General features: G+C 65.2%; 10 protein-coding genes. All 10 read left to right on the forward strand.

The genetic code is table 11. From position 1 onward, the window contains the following. Window positions 1-196 precede the first annotated feature (196 nt). The 10 genes from BW733_RS17535 (at window position 197) to BW733_RS17580 (ending at window position 17,826) form a co-directional block, all read left to right on the forward strand. Window positions 197-1,762 carry a peptidoglycan DD-metalloendopeptidase family protein gene (locus BW733_RS17535; RefSeq protein ID WP_161490293.1) on the forward strand — a complete coding sequence of 522 codons (1,566 nt, stop codon included), beginning with the start codon at window positions 197-199 and terminating at the stop codon, window positions 1,760-1,762. A gap of 66 nt (window positions 1,763-1,828) precedes the next feature. Then, on the forward strand, window positions 1,829-2,920 hold the full coding sequence (locus BW733_RS17540) for a MinD/ParA family ATP-binding protein (protein WP_152024851.1): 1,092 nt from the start codon (window positions 1,829-1,831) through the stop codon (window positions 2,918-2,920). Continuing rightward, window positions 2,917-3,189, forward strand: coding sequence for a hypothetical protein (locus tag BW733_RS17545; protein ID WP_077353170.1), 273 nt, complete (start codon window positions 2,917-2,919; stop codon window positions 3,187-3,189). Before BW733_RS17540 ends, BW733_RS17545 begins: the two co-directional genes overlap by 4 nt. A gap of 268 nt (window positions 3,190-3,457) precedes the next feature. After that, entirely contained in the window at window positions 3,458-4,174 is a 717-nt protein-coding gene (locus BW733_RS17550; protein WP_152024852.1) for a hypothetical protein, read from the forward strand. A gap of 287 nt (window positions 4,175-4,461) precedes the next feature. After that, window positions 4,462-6,186 carry a hypothetical protein gene (locus BW733_RS18415; RefSeq protein WP_161490294.1) on the forward strand — a complete coding sequence of 575 codons (1,725 nt, stop codon included), beginning with the start codon at window positions 4,462-4,464 and terminating at the stop codon, window positions 6,184-6,186. Further along, window positions 6,186-7,631: a hypothetical protein gene (locus BW733_RS17560; protein ID WP_152024854.1), complete on the forward strand. Its 1,446-nt coding sequence runs from the start codon at window positions 6,186-6,188 to the stop codon at window positions 7,629-7,631. Before BW733_RS18415 ends, BW733_RS17560 begins: the two co-directional genes overlap by 1 nt. 86 nt (window positions 7,632-7,717) lie before the next feature. After that, window positions 7,718-9,094, forward strand: a complete 1,377-nt coding sequence (locus BW733_RS17565; protein WP_152024855.1) for a putative type IV secretion/conjugal transfer ATPase — start codon at window positions 7,718-7,720, stop codon at window positions 9,092-9,094. An 11-nt stretch (window positions 9,095-9,105) separates the two neighbouring features. Continuing rightward, a complete protein-coding gene (locus tag BW733_RS17570; protein WP_077353180.1) occupies window positions 9,106-10,833 on the forward strand; it encodes a type IV secretory system conjugative DNA transfer family protein in 1,728 nt (575 codons plus the stop codon). A 158-nt stretch (window positions 10,834-10,991) separates the two neighbouring features. After that, the gene (locus BW733_RS17575; protein ID WP_077353182.1) at window positions 10,992-11,339 is read left to right on the forward strand and encodes a hypothetical protein; all 348 of its coding nucleotides are present in this window, start codon (window positions 10,992-10,994) and stop codon (window positions 11,337-11,339) included. 289 nt (window positions 11,340-11,628) lie between these two features. Next, window positions 11,629-17,826 (forward strand): DNRLRE domain-containing protein, encoded by a 6,198-nt coding sequence (locus BW733_RS17580; protein ID WP_161490295.1) that lies wholly within the window; start codon window positions 11,629-11,631, stop codon window positions 17,824-17,826. Window positions 17,827-18,120 lie beyond the last annotated feature (294 nt).

The raw sequence follows: 18,120 nt of genomic DNA on the forward strand, positions 1-18,120 counted from the left end.
GACTGGCCCATGCGACCCCCCTCCGCGAGGGAGGTGGTGACCTCATGGCACGCAACAGTGTTGGGGTGACAACGCCGGTCACCAGGGAAGGAACGGAGCCAGGGGAGGGGACACGATGAGGTCGCGAACTCGGATCCCACTTGTTCTTGTCTTGGTGCTCACTGTGTGCGGAGCGCCGCTTCTGGCACTTCCTCTGATGATGCTGCTGGGGTCCGATCAGAAGGACGAGGCGGGGTACTGCACTCCGGACGGAACCGCCATTACAGCGAACGCCGGCTGGGTGATCCCGCTGGGGGAGGTGTATCGGATCACCTCGCGGTTCGGTGGGCGCACCTCACCGATCACGGGCCGCACCGAGGTGCACACCGGTATCGATCTGGCGTCCGGGTCGCGGCGCGCGCCTGTCCTGGCCGCCACAGCCGGCCGGGTCGCGCGGATCACGGATCTTGGTGGCCGTTCCTACGGGCTGTGGATCGAGGTGGATCACGGGGGAGGCATCACTACTCGGTATGCCCACCTCCGAAGCGTTCAGGTGCGGGTGGGTGACCAGGTCGCCACCGGTCAGCAGATCGCCGTCGAGGGCGGCTCTGGTGGCGTGACTGGTCCTCACTTGCATTTTGAGGTCAGGGTCAACGGCAAGGCCGTAGACCCAGCCATTGACCTGCGGGAACGCGCAGGCCTGTCCTTTGATGGGAACCCCGGTGCTGCGGCCGGGACGACAGCGCCAGCTGCGGCATCAGCGACGGTTGCTGTCTCACCCGAGCTGATCGATGCGGTCATGCGCGGGGAGAATGCCGGGGTCGATCGCTCCGCGTCGCTGACAGAGTTGCAGCGGCGGAACGCGGCGATCATCATCCAGGAGGGACAGAAGCTAGGGCTGGGTCCTCGCGCGTGGGCGATCGCGTTGGCGACGGCGCTGCAGGAATCAACCCTTGGTGCCGACACACGGACGCAGCGCCCCAATGGTGACGGCGACGTCGGTGTCTTTCAGCAGCGCGCCCTGGTCGGCTGGTACGCCAATGGCACGACGGTCCAAGAGAACACCACCATCCTCAACGACGTCGCAACAGCAGCACGCACCTTCTACCTGGGCCACGACGTCGGAGTACGCGGCGGGGCCGGCCCTCTGGGGTACCACATCCCTGGCCTGGTCAACATCACCGGCTGGGAGGATATGCCGATCTGGCAGGCAGCCCAGCGGGTGCAGGTGTCCGCGTTCCCGCTCTACTACGCCCGCCACACCGCAACGGTGAGGGGCATCCTGACGAGCGTTCCGATCGACCCGACCTCCTACACCTGCTCGAGCGGCTCGGCCTCAGTTGATCCTGGGGCGCCGGTGGGTGAGCAGGTCGTTGCTCACGCGATGACCCAGCTCGGCGTGCCCTACAGCTGGATGGGCGGGGACAAGACCGGCCCCACGCGGGGCGGGTGCTGCTCACCGGGCGGTCAAAGCGGCTCATCCATCGTCGGGTTCGACTGCTCCGGCCTTGTCCTGTGGGCGTGGGCGCAGGTCGGCGTCAACCTGCCTCACCAGTCCGCGGCTCAGAAGGCCACTGTGACCCCGATCCCGGTTTCCGACATCCGTGCCGGTGACTTGCTGTTCTTCCCCGGCCACGTCGGCATCGCTGACGGCGAGGGCGGAATGATCGAGGCCCCCCGGCCAGGGGTGGCTGTTCGGGTGACTCCCAACGTGCTCACTGACTCGTACTACGGCCCCCGGTTCACGGGTGCCGGACGACCCAATCTCCCCAGCAGCAACTAGTAGAGAGGAAGAGGAATGACCAGTCAGGAAGTTGACCCTGGGAAGGCCCCGGCGAGGGGTCCGAGTATGAACGCGTTCCGCACCGACCCTCCGCATCGTCGAAACGAAGCCGAGGAAAGCTCGGAGCGTCCAGCTGCCGAGCAGGATCGTTCGCAGCAGGAACTCCCTCTGCCGGCAGCTGAGGCGCAGCCCCCACGCGAACCCGACCGTGCCGCGACGGACGCTTTGGGTTTGCAGCTGAGGGCGCTGAGTGAGGCCCCACCGCCTGGCCCTGCACCGGTGCCGTCGTGGTGGCGCAAGTTGTTGTACCTCGGCCCGTCCAAGACCGACCTGGACGCTGCTGCCGCGGCTGAAGCCGAGCGCCGCGCAACCTCCATCCGGAAGGTGAAGCTGCGCTCGCAGTTCGCAGAGACCCTCACGATCGCCGTTGCGTCTCCGAAGGGGTCCGCCGGGAAGACCCCGACAGCCAGAGGAGTAGCGGCCGCGTTCGGCCGCGAGCGCGGCGGGGGCGTCGTGGCCGTCGACATGAACGAGCTGCGCGGCACGCTGGCGCAGCGCTCCGTCACCACACACGATGGCCACATCGGCGGCCTGGTCGACTCTGCCGAATATCTCCTGGGTGCCCATGCCCGATCGGTCGAGGTCGAGCGGTGCATGAACAGACAGCCGGACAGCTACGAATGGGTCCTTGCGTCAGATCCCGGCACCACAGTGCCGCTGAGCGCAGAGGACTTCACCACTGTGCACACCATCCTGAAAAGGTTCTATCCGATCCTGGTCCTCGACACGGGCAACGCTGAGTTGGCCTCAAGCTGGCAGGCCGCCACTCGTGAGGCGGACCTCCTGGTCGTGCCAATGAAGTGGCGCGGGGATCACATCCGCCCCGCGGCGGAGATGCTGACCAGCATGGTCCACCGCGGCGAGCGCGTCGCCGGCCGAACAGTGATCGTCGGGACGAACGCTCCTGGCGAAGCAGACCTGCTCGCGAAAGAAGAAGCAGCACGCTTCTTCAAGGGGCTACCCATCGTCGAGATCCCTGCTGACCCCGCGCTCAACGCCGCGATCATCCGCTGGGAAGAGCTTCGCCCTGAGACCCAAACCGCATTCGAAGTACTCGCCGCAACCCTGACCGACCTCGCTAAAGGAGCAACATCATGAAGGATCTGTTCGACAACATCACCCCAGGTTTCGGGCCGTTCGCCCCCATCTTCGACAGCTGGGTTGGGGTCCTGATCGCGGCCGTGTGGGCTGGCGCGTTCATCTACTGCGCCGTGCAGCTGGTGATCGGCATCGGCGCTGTTGCGAAGGCCCGCAAGCAGCACCGCGTCGACTCCGAGTCGACAGTGTGGGCGATCCTGTGGCCCATTGGAGCCATCGTCGGCCTCGTCCTCGTGCCCGTGATTTGGGCCGCACTGGTCACAGCCTGAGCAACTGCATCTCGAAGGGAGTCCACCCATGGCCATCCGCGTAGTGACAGAGCGACCAACTGAACCGCGCCGTCGACGGGGAGTGCTGATCGGGACAGCGGTGGCGGTAGCTGCCGCTGTCACGATCGGCGCGTTCTGGCTTGGTCGGTCGAGCTCGGGTGCTCCGAGCAGCCCTCAGACTCCCTCACCAAGCGCCTCGACGTCGTCGGCGTCCTCGACACCGGAGGCGACTCCAAGCCCGAGCCCGACCGATCCCAGTGCCGCGCTGATGCCCAACACAGGCTCCGTCGTCGACGGACTGTGGCGCGGCACAGCGACCGTTGCGTCGGGCAGCAGTGACGCGATCTACGGGATTCCGATCGGCTGGGACCGTACCTATGAAGGAGCAGTCGGTGCCGCAATGCACACCGCCGCTGCCTGGTATGCGCTGCCCAGCCTGGTGGAAGACACCGCCACCGAACTGAACAGCCGCCTCTACACCGGGGACTACCTCAAGGATCTTCAGACAGAGGAGTTCATCAAGCATCGCGCGGCGGCCCGGAAGGAAGCCCGCCTCTCGGATGCGGGCGTCGTCCTAGATGCCCAGGGTCTTCCCTCCGCCCAGGAGCGCTTCTACGGTGGAGGGATTCCGGAGTACGGCGCATACAAAGTCCTCGATGTCGAGTCGAAGGATGGGGCACTCACTCAGGTTGAGGTTCTGGTCTTCATGCCCGTCTATCTCGGGTCGGGTACCGATACAGACATGAGTAATGTCACCCTCGCGTTCGGGGGTTGGTCGTACGTGATGGTCTGGGACGAAACGGCCGCGGACTGGAAAGCGACGTCGTGGGAGACACCATCAGATCCCTCCGACGAGCTTCCCAACGCTGACCTCGACTTCAGCAACCAGGGTTTTGATTGGATCAGGGAACACCTTGGCCCCGGATGGGCAGTGCCAGCGGATGCGACCGAAGATCCGATCCCTGGGGCGGTGATGACCCGATGAGGAAGGTCCTTCTCACCACATTGGCTGTGCTGGTTCTCCTTAGCTGTTTCATCCCTTCGGCCATGGCAGCCCGCTCCCGTCCTCCCTGCGAAGACGGGAGCCTGTCAGTCGTGACATGCCCTCCGGATGGGACGGAGCAGTCGGCAACACCCAAGCCCTCAGCGTCCACGCCGCCTTCCGCCGGTCCGAGCGCGTCTGCATCCACCGCCCCAACTCCGAATCAGAGTTCCACGGGACAGGACAACCCGACCGAGTGGGGAACAGCGGCCGCGGGGTCCGCGTCGGAGTTGTCGAAGCTCGTTGCGGATCGGTACGGCCGGGCGACGATCGGGCGGGACGCCTCACCGGTGCTGACCGCATATGGGGTGTCGTTCGCGATCGGCCTGATCATCTTCGCGATTGTGCTGATCCTCACCTTCGCTCGAGCAGCCCGTGGTCATGCCTCACCAGCTGAACGGACCCACTTCAGGGAGTCGCTTCCTCGCATCCTTTTCTACGTACCCCTGATGTTGGGTGCCCCGGCCCTGATCTCGTGGGTAGCTGGCTTCACTCACTCGCTGGGTGAGGCGATCGCGGCGCAAAGCGCCGTAGATTTCGGCAAGTTCATGGCTGGGGCGGCGGACGAGTTCGGATCGATCGACGTCCTCGATCTCCTCGGCCGCGCATTCCTCGCGATCATTTTGCTGGTGGTCTACCTCGTGGGACTGCTGGTCTGGATCGTTGAAGACTTGGTTGCCCAGTACGCGCTGTGGATCCTCACGGTGTTGTTCCCGATCGCCGCGGCAATGTCGCTGTGGCGGCCGAACCACAGGATGCTTACACGGATCATCGGGGTGGTCATCGGGTGTGCCCTGGTTCCTACGGTGACGCGGTTCGGCTACTGGGTGATGACCCTGCTGGTCGACACCTCCTTGTCGAATGGCATGGGGATCATGGAGATGCTCCAGGCGATCGTGGTGGTGATGCTCTCGACCTCGATGCCGATCCTGTTCTCCTACGTGATGCCCGCGATCCTGCCCCAGGGGGCGGCGGCCTCGGACGGTGGTGCCGGCAATTGGAATGCCCACATGAACAACGCCGGAGGGCAAGTCTCCGATGGGGTGGGGAACCTCACCAAGCAGTTCAAGGGCAGCAGTGAGGCGAGTAACGGGCTGGCCGATCGCGTTGGGACCGAGGCAGCCAGTGAGAGCGCGTCGGCGTCTGCCGGTGCCGGAGCGACAGCAAGCGGCGGTGCGGCAGCTGGCGGCGCAGCAGCCGGAGGTGCGGCAGCTGGTGGCGCAGCAGGAGGGGCGGCAGCTGGAGGTGCTGCAAGTGGAGCGGCGGCGGCTGGTGGACCGTGGGCCGTGGCTGCCATGGCGGCCGCGAAGGCCGCAAAGGGCCTGTGGGATGGCACCACGGGAGCGGTCAGGGAGTCGGCGCTGCGTAGCAACACCGCTTCGGGAGGCGGCTACGCCACGGACCCGGACACGTCCTCGCCGGCACGTAGGGGCGGAGCGCCACAACCGGGCCGGCGTTCGGCCGGCGGTACAGATCCGGCCAGTTCCGGTGATGCGGCGGGGGCCGTCTCTGTCGGAGGGGAAGAGTCCTCTCCATCGGGCGAGGCTGGCCCGTCCGGTGGAGAGTCTTCGGGCGTCACTATGTCGGCCGCCCCGGGCGACGCGACCAACGATGAGGCTTCGGCCTTCGAGAACGCCGGCGTCACGCTGGCGACACCGCCACAGGAGACAGAGCCAGAGGCCGACTCGACGGTCACGCTGAATCACGTGCCGGAGGACTCGGCGAGTGAGCCACAGGTGAACCCAACCGAACCACCCGAGCCGCTCTCGACGCGGCGTGGGTGGCCCGCGCCAAATGGAGACACATCGAGCCGGGTCAATACGCCGCCGCCAGCACCAAACGGTGTGTCAGGGGTTGAAGTGCCTCGCACCACGGGGAAGACACAGTCTGCTCCTGAACCTCGGCCCAAGCGGCCCGGCCCGCCGCCTCCACCTCGACCCAACGGGAGCCTGTGATGCAGACCTACCACCTCGGCGGTGTAACCCCCGTCCCGTGGCTGAGCCGCGGCAAGGTCGTCGGCCTGGTCCTGCTTGCCACGGTAGGCCTGGTCGTCATGGTGCTGCTGGTCACGTACAAGAACCTGGTTCTGGTCGCAGTGCTTTTCGTGCTGATAGCCGCCTTCGTTGTGCTGGCACGGCACCGCACGAGCGATGGCGGGTTCTGGCTCCTGCACGCCGGCGAAGGACTGCGCCACGCGATCGGCAAGCGGGCACGTTGGGACGACTTCGACCCCGAGCTCGAGGACCAGCCATTCATGCTGATGGAGCCGCTCCGCGTGATCGGAGTCCCATCGGGCGAGGATGGGACCGAGCTCGCGGTGCTGGAGTACCCCCGAGCGATGGTGTGCGTGCTTGAGGTGTCCGGCGCAGCTCACGGCGTCAAAGAACCCGCTGAGGTTCGCCGCAACGAGGAGTCGACGATCTCCTTGCATCGGACCCTCTCGGAGCCGAAGCTATGCCTGGAGCAGCTGGACTGGCTCACGCTGGTGCGGCCCGAGTCACCGGCCGCGCTGGCGGAACCATTTGTGGGTGACCTGGTGGAGGGACTCCCTGGCCCTGTGCAGGAGGCTATGGAGGCGCTGCCTGATGGATTGGCGGCCCGCACGGAGAGGGTCCGCTCTTACGCGATCGCACGGTTCGACGTCGACGCGTTGTTCTCCCGAGTAGCGCAACCACCGTTCACGGAGTCGTCGGGTGCGGAGGCCGCTTACGACGCGCTGAGCCAGGTCGCGCGGCTGCTGGCTGGGAAGGGCATCCGTGTTATCCGTGGGTTGGGGCCGGCGGAGGTGAGCGCGCTGATGCGCGCTGTGGTGTCGCCTGATGAGGATCCCGATGACATCACCGGGTGCGAAGGCGGGTTCTGGTCTGCGGTTCCCAGCTGGAAACGTGACGGCGGGACCATCGTGACGGCCAAGGGTTGGCACCACGCCACCGCGACGTTCGCTCTAGATGATTGGCCGCTGACCCCGGTACGGGGCCGGTGGCTCGAACCGATCGTCTTCGGTGCAGACATGGGCGCCCGCACGATCATGACCCAGGTCCGGCTGATCCCGCGGTATAGGGCCCGCGACTTCGCGAAGGGTCAGTTGACCACCGCAGCGTCACGTCGGTACCAGAAGGACAAGTCGGGCGAGATTGACGCTGGGGAGGCGTGGTCAAAGGAGGCGACCGCACAACAGGTCGCGCGCGACGTCGTGCTTGATGGGCACGTCGGGATCATGCCGGCGGTGCGTGTGCTGTGTTCCACACGGACGCCACGTGCCTTGGCCACCGCGATGGAGACAGTCGAGAACGTCGCCACGGACAAACTCAACGCGGAATCGCTCTCGACCGATGCGACCCGGCCCGGGGTGGGCCTTCTGCACTGCCTACCGCTAGGCCTGGAGGTGCCACGACGATGACAACAGCAGCACGCACAGCCGGTGAGCGCATGACCACGGAGACGAAGCCTCGGCGGAAGTCCGCGGCCAAGGCCGCTGGCGGCCGCATGGGCAAGTGGTGGCGGCGCTCCTGGTACAAGGTGGGGCGCGGCCGGCTGCTCCGGTCGGTGGTCAGGTTGGCCCGCTGGCACGAGACGGCCCAGCGGGGGACGTTCGCGTCGACGAGGCAAACGCCAGCCCTGACGCCCATCCTCACCGACACCCACCCCATTCCTGCTGGACCCCCGCTTGGCGTCGACCTGCTCACGAACCAGGCGGTCCTCGAGAACTGCCGCGGCCTCTACCAGGGCGGGTTTGTGACCAGCCCAAACGAAGCAATCGTTGGTGGCATCGGCACCGCAAAATCCACCTACGCGAAGATCAACCTCTTGCGCTCAATCGTGGTCGGCGGCCGCGGCGTCGTCTTCGATCGCAAACGCCAGCAGCAATCAGATGAAGACGGCACCGTCATTGGCGGCGAGTACGCGAAGCTGACCGCCGCGGTGGGCGGGATGCGGATCCGCTGCCATCAAGATCCGCAATTTGGAACCAGGATCAATGTGCTCGACCCGGCTATCTCGGCCCTTACCGCGGCCGGGGAGAGTTCGACTCTGGGTCAGGATCGGCTCCTGATCATGGTCGCGGAGGCAGCGCTCGAAGAGAAGCTGGACGTGTACCAGCGCTCGGCGCTGTTGGAGGCTCACAAGGCAGCTGCGCGGCTGGCGGCGGCCGCCGGCCGGGTTCCGGTGCTGGCTGACGTGATCGAGCAGCTCCAACACCCAGCGGGAGGGGAGATCGTCGGAGTCACGCAGGACCGGACACGTGAGTGGGGGTTGCCGCTGGTGCTGGCGCTGAAGCGCTACGTCGACGGCGGCGATCTGTCGGGCCTGATCGACGGCGAGACCTCCGGGCCCGGTGGTGAGCCGGTCACGTTCGACTCACCGCTGCTGGTGTTCGACACCTCCGCGCTGGAGTACGGCAGCACTGCACTGGGGGTAATGATGGCGGTCACCACGGCATTCCTGATGTCGGTGTGGATCAACGTGCCTGGCCCGAAGACGGTTGTCGTCGAGGAGGCCTACTCAGCTGACGGTGTGGGAGTGATCCCATCGATGTTCCGTGACCTGTCGAAACGAACCCGCGGCGTGGGCGCGTCCATGCTGTCGGTGTTCCACCACGTCTCCGACGTCGCCGCCGGCTCGCCGATGGCCTCACTGATTACCGAGTCCGAAGTGGTGTGTGTCTTCCGCCAGGACAAGGGTGCCGACGCAGACGCAGTGATGGATCTCCTCTCGCTCGATGCCTCCCTGCGAGATCTGATCATGACGCTTCCCCGTGGCGTGCACATCCGCAAGCGCGGCGCAAAGCTTCCCGTCTCGGTCGTGGAGACGTACCGAACCTCACTTGAAAAGCACGTCACGTTCACCGACGACGCGCTGCTGTAAAGGAGATCGCCATGAACCTTCCATTCGGACTGAGCCTGACCACTGCGGTCCTGATCCTGCTCGGCGTGCTCGTCCTGGCCGCGCTGCTGGCGTGGGTGGGTGGCTCGATTGCCGGCGGCCGCGTCGACGTCGACGACCTGGCCCAGCAGCGCGCCTCCTCGTCGCGATGGGCCACCTACAAGACGGTCAAAGCCGACCTGGGCGAGCCGAAGCAGCCGGACCCGCGCCGGCTGCGGCTCTGTGAGCTCGAGGGCAAACCGTTGTACAACCCTCCGCTTCGCTCCAAACTCGTCATGGCACCTTCGGGTGCTGGGAAGTCGCCCCGAGTGGTGATCCCCGACGTGCTGCGTCACGACGGCCCAGCTCTGGTGACCTCGATCAAGAGCGACGTGGTCACCTTGACCCGCGCCGCCCGGGAGAAGCGGGGCCGGGTCTACGTGTTCGCCCCAGCTGGTGGCGCGGAAGGAAGCGTGAAGTGGTCGCCGCTGGCGCACGTCATCAGCTGGGCTGATGCGCTCGACGCGGCACGCACCATCCAGGAGTGCAGCAAGGTCGACAGCGTCCCCAACGCCGACCGTGAATTCTGGGATGCCCAGGCCCGCTACCTGCTCTCCCCGCTGATGTACCTCGCGGCCCGCCAGGGCCGCACCATGGGCGACATCGCATCCCTGGTCGTGGGAGGCGAGGAGAGCGAACGCCTCGTGACCAACCTCCTCAACGAGTACGACGAGGATGGCCCGAAGTTCCATTGGGCCCGATTCGTCATGCTGGAACACAAGACGAAATCCTCTGTCCTGATCACCGCCGCAACGGTCCTGGAGGCCTGGACCCATCCCCGTGTTGCGGGCACCGTCAACGTCCGGGCCAACGACCCGGGGGTGCTCGACCTCGACGAGCTGCTCACCGGTGAGCACACGCTCTACCTCGTCTCCCCGGCCAGTGAGCAATCGCAGTTTACCCCGATCTACGAGGCCCTGGTCAACGCGCTCACCCAGCGCGTTGAGCAGGCCTACCACCGCGTCGGCCTGCCCCTGGATCCCCCGCTGCTCCTGGCGCTTGACGAGGCCGCCAACATCGCGCCCTTGCGCAAGCTCGACTATCTCGCCTCGGCCGGCGCCGGTCAAGGGATGCTCGTGCTGTCGGTGTGGCAGGACGAAGGCCAGCAGGAACACATCTACGGAGCGGCTAAGGCCCGCACCATCCGCTCCAATCACTTCACCACCGTCTACCTCCCCGGGATCAACGATCACACGACGCTGAAGAACCTCTCCGAGCAGATCGGCCGTGACTCGCTGCTGCAGCGCTCCACCTCCACCTCGGAGCGAGGAACCTCAGTCACCGACGGCTACCACGAACTCGACATCGCCCCCGTGCACATGCTGCGTCAGCTGCCGAAGAACCAGGCCATCATCATCTCCGGCCCCTTCCCGCCCATCCGGGGAGTCATCCCCGCCTGGTACGAAGACAAGAAACTCCGGGCACTGGTCCCAGACGAGGTCGCCGCAAGCTTCGACGCGTTCTACAAGCCCACGAAGAAGAAGGCGAAGGCCACGGGCCCCGCCCGTGAGCCGATCGGGGATCGTCTGTTCGGGCAACCCATCAAGGAACCGGCCACGGAAACCCCTCTGCAAGAGTCCTCCAGGCTGTCGAGGGATCCGCTGACCGGCCGTCCCGGCGTCGACGAGGAGTCGGTGCAGGGCTGGTTCGCGGACGACTTCCGCCGTAGGGCCCAGCCATGACCGACGGCGATCGGGAACAAACAGAGGCAGATACACGCATCGCTCAAGGAGACTTCGACGCGATGTCGGAAATCCTTCCACCTCCGCCACCACCGCCCACAGAACCACCGCCAGAAGGACCGCCGCCGAGTGACGATGACGACCAGCTACTTGAGCTGGTGGTTTCGATCGCTGCGACCATCGAGGGCCTCAGCGAGCGGCTCGACGAGGTCGAGCGGCGGCCGCGGATGCAGTGGCCCAAACCGTCGCGTGACCTCGACCAATGGGTCAACGGGTGGCTCGTCCCCACGTTCCGGCTACAGACCATCCTTGAGGGTTGGCCGGGTGAACCGGCAATCGTCTCCGAGTTGGCCGCCCTCTACAGCGGCTACTGCGAGATGACCGGGCCGAAGGCGACCGGCTGGGACGCGCTCAGCTGGCACCAGTACCGGGCCTTCACAGTAGAACGCATCATCACATTCAAACACCGGCACCACAGCCCGGGCACAACCTCGTGGGGATCCTGACGCCGAATGGGCAGTCGGCATGACGCAAGGAAGCAGAATTTGCGCTACGACGTGTTGTAGTGGGAGTATTTGGCAACTTGTCAAGCAATGGCGCTTGGCTGCGGTCCTTCTAGGGGTTGTTGTGCGGGTTTGGCGTTGCGCTTTGTGGGGTGCGGTTTCGTCGGCTTTGGTTGTGGGGATGGGTGCGTTTGGTCCGGCGTGGGCTGACCCGACTCCGGAGCCGGAGGCTGTGGTGTCGCGGCCTGATTGGACTTCTGCTGCGGTGACGGCGAAGGCACAGGGTGTCCGGGTGGAGGTTTTGTCGGAGCGTTCGGAGACCACGCGGGTGTGGATCCATCCCGATGGTGTGGTCGAGGAGGAAGCCGCGCTTGGTGAGGTCCGCTTCCCAGACGAGACGGCGGCTGACGGATGGCGCGATATCGACACCACGCTGGAAGCGCGCAGTGACGGGACGATCCAGCCGAAGGCTGTGCCAGTCGATGTGGAGCTGGGCACTGGTGCTGATGAGCTGGTGGTCTTCGACAAGGGCGGCGACAGCGAGGTCGGCTTCTCGCTCGAAGGTGTGACACTGGCGACACCGGTGCTGGATGGCCCGACCGCAACGTATCCGGATGTGTTGCCGGGGGTGGATGCGTCGGTGGAGGTCCGCTCTGGCGGGTTCGAGGTGTTGTGGGTGGTCAAGACCCCCGACGCCGCGGACTTGTTGTCCGAGACGTATGGCAATGATGTTGGCGAGGTGGTGCTCCCTGCGAAGCTGCGCTCGAAGGTAGCGCCGGCTGCTACCGCTGAGGGCGGGGTTGAGTTCAAGCAGTTGGGTGAGGCTGCGGGCGAGTTTGCAGCACCGACGATGTGGGATTCCTCGGCGGAAGTGCCGGGTGCGCATGGCGCGGAGACTGATGTCGCATTCGACCTCGCGCCAGCAGTGCAGGGCCGCTCTGCTCGGGTTGCAGCTGCGGAGTCGTCGCGTGAGCTTGGGGTGGTCGCGTCGCAGGAGTGGTTGACAGCTGAGGATCGGGTGTTCCCGGTGGTGATCGACCCGACGTATCAGAGTGTTTCGGGTGTTCCGTCGTTTGATACGTGGGTGCAAAACGGCGTCACCGTTGACAAGTCGGCAGCTGCAGATCTGCGGATCGGTAACGACGGCACCGGCATGGTTGCACGGTCGTTTATGAACTTCGACGCGTCGCTGTTCAAGGGGCGCGCTGTGCGCCGGGCGAATCTGTCACTGTTCGGGTCGTACTCGTCGACGTGTTCGCAGACAGAATTCGCCGCCTACGATGCTGGCCTGGCGACAACGTCGTCGCGGTGGACGGCTCAGCCGACGTTGGGTGCGAAGCGGGCGACGTCGACGTCGACGGTGGGTCAGTCGGCGTCGTGTCCGGCGGCTCGGATCAGTATCGACATGACCGCGCAGGCGCAAGGCTGGTCGACGACCACTGCTTCTCAGGTCGGGATGATGCTGGGTGCAACGAACGTCACCAATGCGTATGGCTGGAAGATTTTCCACTCGTCTGAGGGACAGAACAAGCCGGCGATCACGGTCTGGTACAACCGGACACCGGATATGCCGGTAGCGCCGACGGTTGCCGGTGTTGTGTCGGCGACCACAAGCAGCGGGGTGAAGAAGTTCATTGGTGTGGCGAAGCCGACGATCAGCGTTCCGGTCAAGGATGCCGATGTTGACACCGTGACCGCGGTGATCTCCCGCTTCACGTCGGCCACCTCGCTGACGCCGGCTGCGGAGTTGTGTCGCGGGACGGCGGCCTCGGGTGGGACGGTGAAGTGCACGAGCGTGCCGGATCTGCCGGCGAACTCGAGTGTGTGGATTCGCGCCACCGCCGGTGACGGGATGGGCTGGTCAAACTACGGTCCCGCCGTCGAGGTCCGCTACGGAGCAGCCAAGCCGCATGCGCCGATCATTTCCTGCCCCACCGGGAACGGCTCCTGGGGCACCACCGTCAAGGCGAAGGAAACCTGCACCATCACCGCGAAGCAGGGAACCGCGACCGCCTCGTCGCCAACGTCTGTCACCTACCGGGTCAATGGTGGGGCCTGGCAGACGAAGTCCTTCACACAGATCACGGCCGACACGACCGTCGCCTCCCTCGCGATCGGCGGAACGGAAGGTGTTCATAGCATCGACGCATATGTGAAGTCGCCTGTAGGTAATGCCTCTGCCACCACGAGCTACGCCTTCGGGTACGGGAAACCTGCGCTGCTGTCACCCAGCGCGACGCTGACCACGCATGGGGCTGTGGCGGTGAAGGCCAAGGGGGCTCCGACCTCTGCTGGCGCTCTGCAGTGGCGGGTGAAGGGCTCCGGCGAGACCTGGCGCGACATCACCGGCACCACCGGAACCGTCGGTGCCAGCGGCGAGATCGCCACAAGCTTTGATATGAAGGCTGCGCTGGAGGCCGCCTCGATCTCGTCACGGGTTTCTGTGGTGATCGAGGTTCGGGGGAAGTTCACCTTCGGCACCACGGCACCGCTGTACACGAATGTTCGTGAGATCGTGCGGGTCCCGCACGCGTTCGGGGCAGGGTTCCCGACCACCGAGGTCGCCACCGGCGAGGTGGCGTTGTGGACCGGTGAGCTGCAAGTCACCGAGACTGATGCCGAGCTGACCACCCCGGGTGGGGGTCTGTCGATCTCGCGTACACATTCGACGTGGGCTGTGCCCGCTGAGGGGCCGCAGAGCATCTACGGTCCCGGCTGGACCGCCTCCCTCGACGGCGGACCCACAGGGGTCTCGGAGATGGAACTGGTAGACAACACAGCGGTTGACGGCACCCTCGTGTTGGCGTCGGCCGAAGGGGATGTGTTGCCGTTCGCCCCGGCCAACGCGACAGCGCGGACCACGACCACGGTCCCGGCAGGCACCTACCTGCCGATCGGCCCCGACTCCGAGGCCTCCGAGCTCACCCTGACAGTGTCAACCGCCGCAGGGAAAATCTCGGCTACTGCGACGGATAAGGACGGGATTTCGACCCTGTTCACCGCGCCCACGCTCACCTCGGCCGCGGCGGATGCTGAGTTCACCACCGATTCGGTGACCGACTCGGTGACCGGCGAGAAGACCTCGTACCGCTACAACACCGCCGGCTACGTGACAGCGATCATCGCCCCGTTGCCGGATGGCGTGACCGGCGACTGCGTGCCGGGAACACCGAAAGACGGATGCCGAATCCTGAAGTTGACCTACACCGGCACCGGCGCCGCGACCCGGCTGACGACGGTCACTGCTCAGATCAACACAGATCCGGATCGGGTGCTGTCGACCTACACCTACACCTCCGGACGCCTCACGAGCCAAACCGATGCTGTGACCGGGCTGACCACCACCTACACGTGGACCGGGACGGACCCGCAGCCAAAGCTCGCGTCGATCACCCCACCCGGTCAGGCAGCGTTCTCCTACACCTACGCTGCGGACGGGAAACTGTCCAAGGTCACCCGCCCAGTTCCCGCTACCGCTGGGGGCGGAACAGCGCAGCTGGCGGCGATCGTCTACAACGTCGCCCCCGCCGGCATCGGCGGCCTCGACCTGGCCCAGTTCACCACCTACGACTACAACCTGCCCCGCACGGCAACCACGTCATTTGCGGTGTTCGGGCCCGATGCGCCGATCACCTCCACCCCTGCTGCATCGGCCGAGGCGTGGAAACGCGCAGACGTGTGGCTCACCGACCAGGAGGGCTACACCATTCACGAGGCCCGCTACGGCGCAGGTGATTGGCAGATCACCGCGAACATCTACGACGCCTCCGACAACGTGATCGAAGCCTGGGATACGCGCGCCACCGCCGAAATCCGTAAAGGCGAGAACAGCGCGTACACCGATGTCGCCTCCGCAGCCACCAAAACGGTCTACAACCAGACCGACATCAAAGCCGCCGACGGCACCACCGTGCTCGTGCCGGCCCGGACCCTGGTCACTGATGTCTATTCCCCGGCTGCGATGATCCTGGCCGAAGGGGCCACGGCCCCGGAGATGCTGCGCCGTCACGCCGCCACCATCTACGACCAAGGCGCACCCGAGCCCGGTATGTCGCTGGCCACCACCGAGACCGTCACCGCGGAACGCCTCGACGGCACCGTGGTGGAAACCCTGTCGACCAGCTTCACCGGCTACGCAGCCCTCGACACAGGTGACAAGACCGGCTGGGAACTCAAGCAAGCGACCTCCACCACGGTCGACATGAACGGCAACGCCGAGATCGACTCGGCCGACATCCGCAAAGAGACGCGTTACGACGCTCAAGGCCGCATCGTTGAGCAACGTCAACCCGGCTCCGGCTCCAGCGATCCGGGCACCAGGGCGACGATCTTCTGGTCCGCCGGTGCCAACAGCCGCGACGCGGCCTGCGGTAACCAGCCGAAGTGGGCCGGCTACGTCTGCAAGGAAGGCCCTGCTGCACAGCCGTCCGGAACCCCCATCCCGGTAACGATGCATCGGGATTACCAGTGGCACGGTGCCGCCGCCACCCAGCAAGATATCTCCGGCCAAGTGACCCGCACCGAGACAACTACCTTCGATACGAAGGCGCGGCCTGTGACGGTCACGACCAGCGTCACTGGCCTGACCAGCTCGGAGCCCGTGCCAGCGGTCACGACCAGCTACGACAACCTCGGCCAGGTCACCGGCACCACCTCCTCGACAGGGTCGACCGCGATGACCTACGACACATGGGGACGGCAACTGACCTACACCATCACCCCCGCCAACGGCGGAACCGCCGAAACCACCACCACCGTCTACAACGCCCTCGGTGACGTGGCGAAGGTGGTTACCCCGAAGTCGACCACGACCAACACCTACGACGGCACTGACGCCAACGGCAACACCGAGCATCGCGGACTGCTGACCAAGACCGAAACCACCGTCGGCACGTTCACCACCACTGCACAGGCCGCCTACGACGCTACCGGCCAGCTCGTGCTCGAAAAGCTACCCGCAGGAATCCAGCGCGAAACCAGCTATGACCTGACAGGTGAACTCGTCGACCAGCAGTACAAGGGCCCCGGCCCCGACGGGCTCACCGAATGGTTCGCCTGGAGCATCACCGCCAACGCCTCCGGCCAGATCATCTCCGAAATCAGCCCCGAAGTCACCGCAGGAGCGCTCGCCGAAGCCACGACCGCTGACGTCCGATACAGCTACGACAAAGCCGGTCGCCTCACCCGAGTGAGCGACACCACCCAGGACCAGTGCACCACCCGCAACTACACCTTCGACAACCGAGGCAACAGGCTCGGTGCCAGCGAAACCAGCCAGGAAACCTGCACTAACACCAACCCGGCCACTAGCTGGACTTACGACACAGCCGACCGACCCCTAACCAGCGGCACCAGCAGCTACAGCTACGACCAGCTCGGACGGCAACTCACCATCCCCGCCGTCGACGCACCCAACCCCAACAACGGCGACATCGCCCTGGGCTACTACGACGATGACTCCGCCCGCAGCATCACCCAAGACGGCACCACCCTGACCTACGGGCTCGACACTGCCGGGCGACGTGCGACACAGACCACCACCACATCAGGCGCGGTCACCACAACAGTGACCAACCACTACACCGACGATTCCGACAACCCAGCCTGGATCACCACCAACAGCGGTGGAGCGCTCGCGACGACCGTCTACACCGACCTCGTCGCCGACGACCTGTCCATGTCCATCATCACCGACCAGGCCAACACCCGCGGCGAACTCGCGATCGTCACACCCCGCGGTGACGTCGCAGCAACCATCACCATCAACACCCCCAATGCGGTCGCTGACGGGATCGACTCCTGGACCCGCTACACCGAATACGGACAACCCCACACCCCCCAACCCACAGGCACCACCGGAGCTGCAGGCAACGGATACGGCTGGCTCGGAGCCAAACAACGCACCACCACCACAACCGGACTCCTCCTCATGGGAGCCCGCCTCTACAACCCCGCCACCGCACTCTTCACCAGTATCGACCCCATCTACGGAGGCAACGACACCGCCTACAGCTACCCTAACGACCCCATAAACTCAGAAGACATCTCCGGGGAAAAGAAGAAAAAATGGAGCTGGCGAAAGGCATTTGGTGCCACCCGAAAGGCGTTGCACAGGGTCACAAATAGCAGGGCTTTTAAGACAGTCTGCATGTTCGGGGTCGGAGCTTTGGGGACTGCCTGTTCTGCCGTTAGCCTCGTCTCGAATATATCTCAGGGGAAGTGGGCTGACGCAGCGATGGATGTGGCGGGCCTTGCGGTCGGCCGCGCGGCCAGTCGAGCGATGGGGCGAGCATATAACCAGGCCTATAGGGCGGCCAAGAAGGCAAACAAGGGCAGTCGAAGTTGGAAACAGATGAAGCATAAGCCAAAACCTAAATATCCGTACAAGCGAAAGCGCGTCGGTAAAGAGATGGCGGGCTGGGGCGCTGGGACGGGACTAGCGCTTGCTTACGAGGGAGGAAAGAGGAGTTACTCGTCGAGGCGGCGGTGAGAAACCGTGCGACAGTAGCGGGTCGATTACTGGGGGGGGCGTTGCCGCTATTAGTCCTTATAGGCTTAGCTTCGAGTCTGGCTGATTCCCCTCCGTGGGGAGTCTATGTTGGGTTGATCGTGGCAGGTTTGCTTGTGCTGCGAGCCGCTACTGCAGGCCTTAGGTTTTCGGGTGAGCGGTTGATCTATCGAGGGGTATATTGGACTCGCTCAATTAATGTCTGGTCTATCCGGTCAATCGAACTCTCGAACGACGTCAGACCGCTGCTATACTTTCGATTCGGGGGCGGCGTGG

Origin of the sequence: Tessaracoccus flavescens (assembly GCF_001998865.1) — a bacterium.
In the GTDB taxonomy this organism is placed as follows: domain Bacteria; phylum Actinomycetota; class Actinomycetes; order Propionibacteriales; family Propionibacteriaceae; genus Arachnia; species Arachnia flavescens.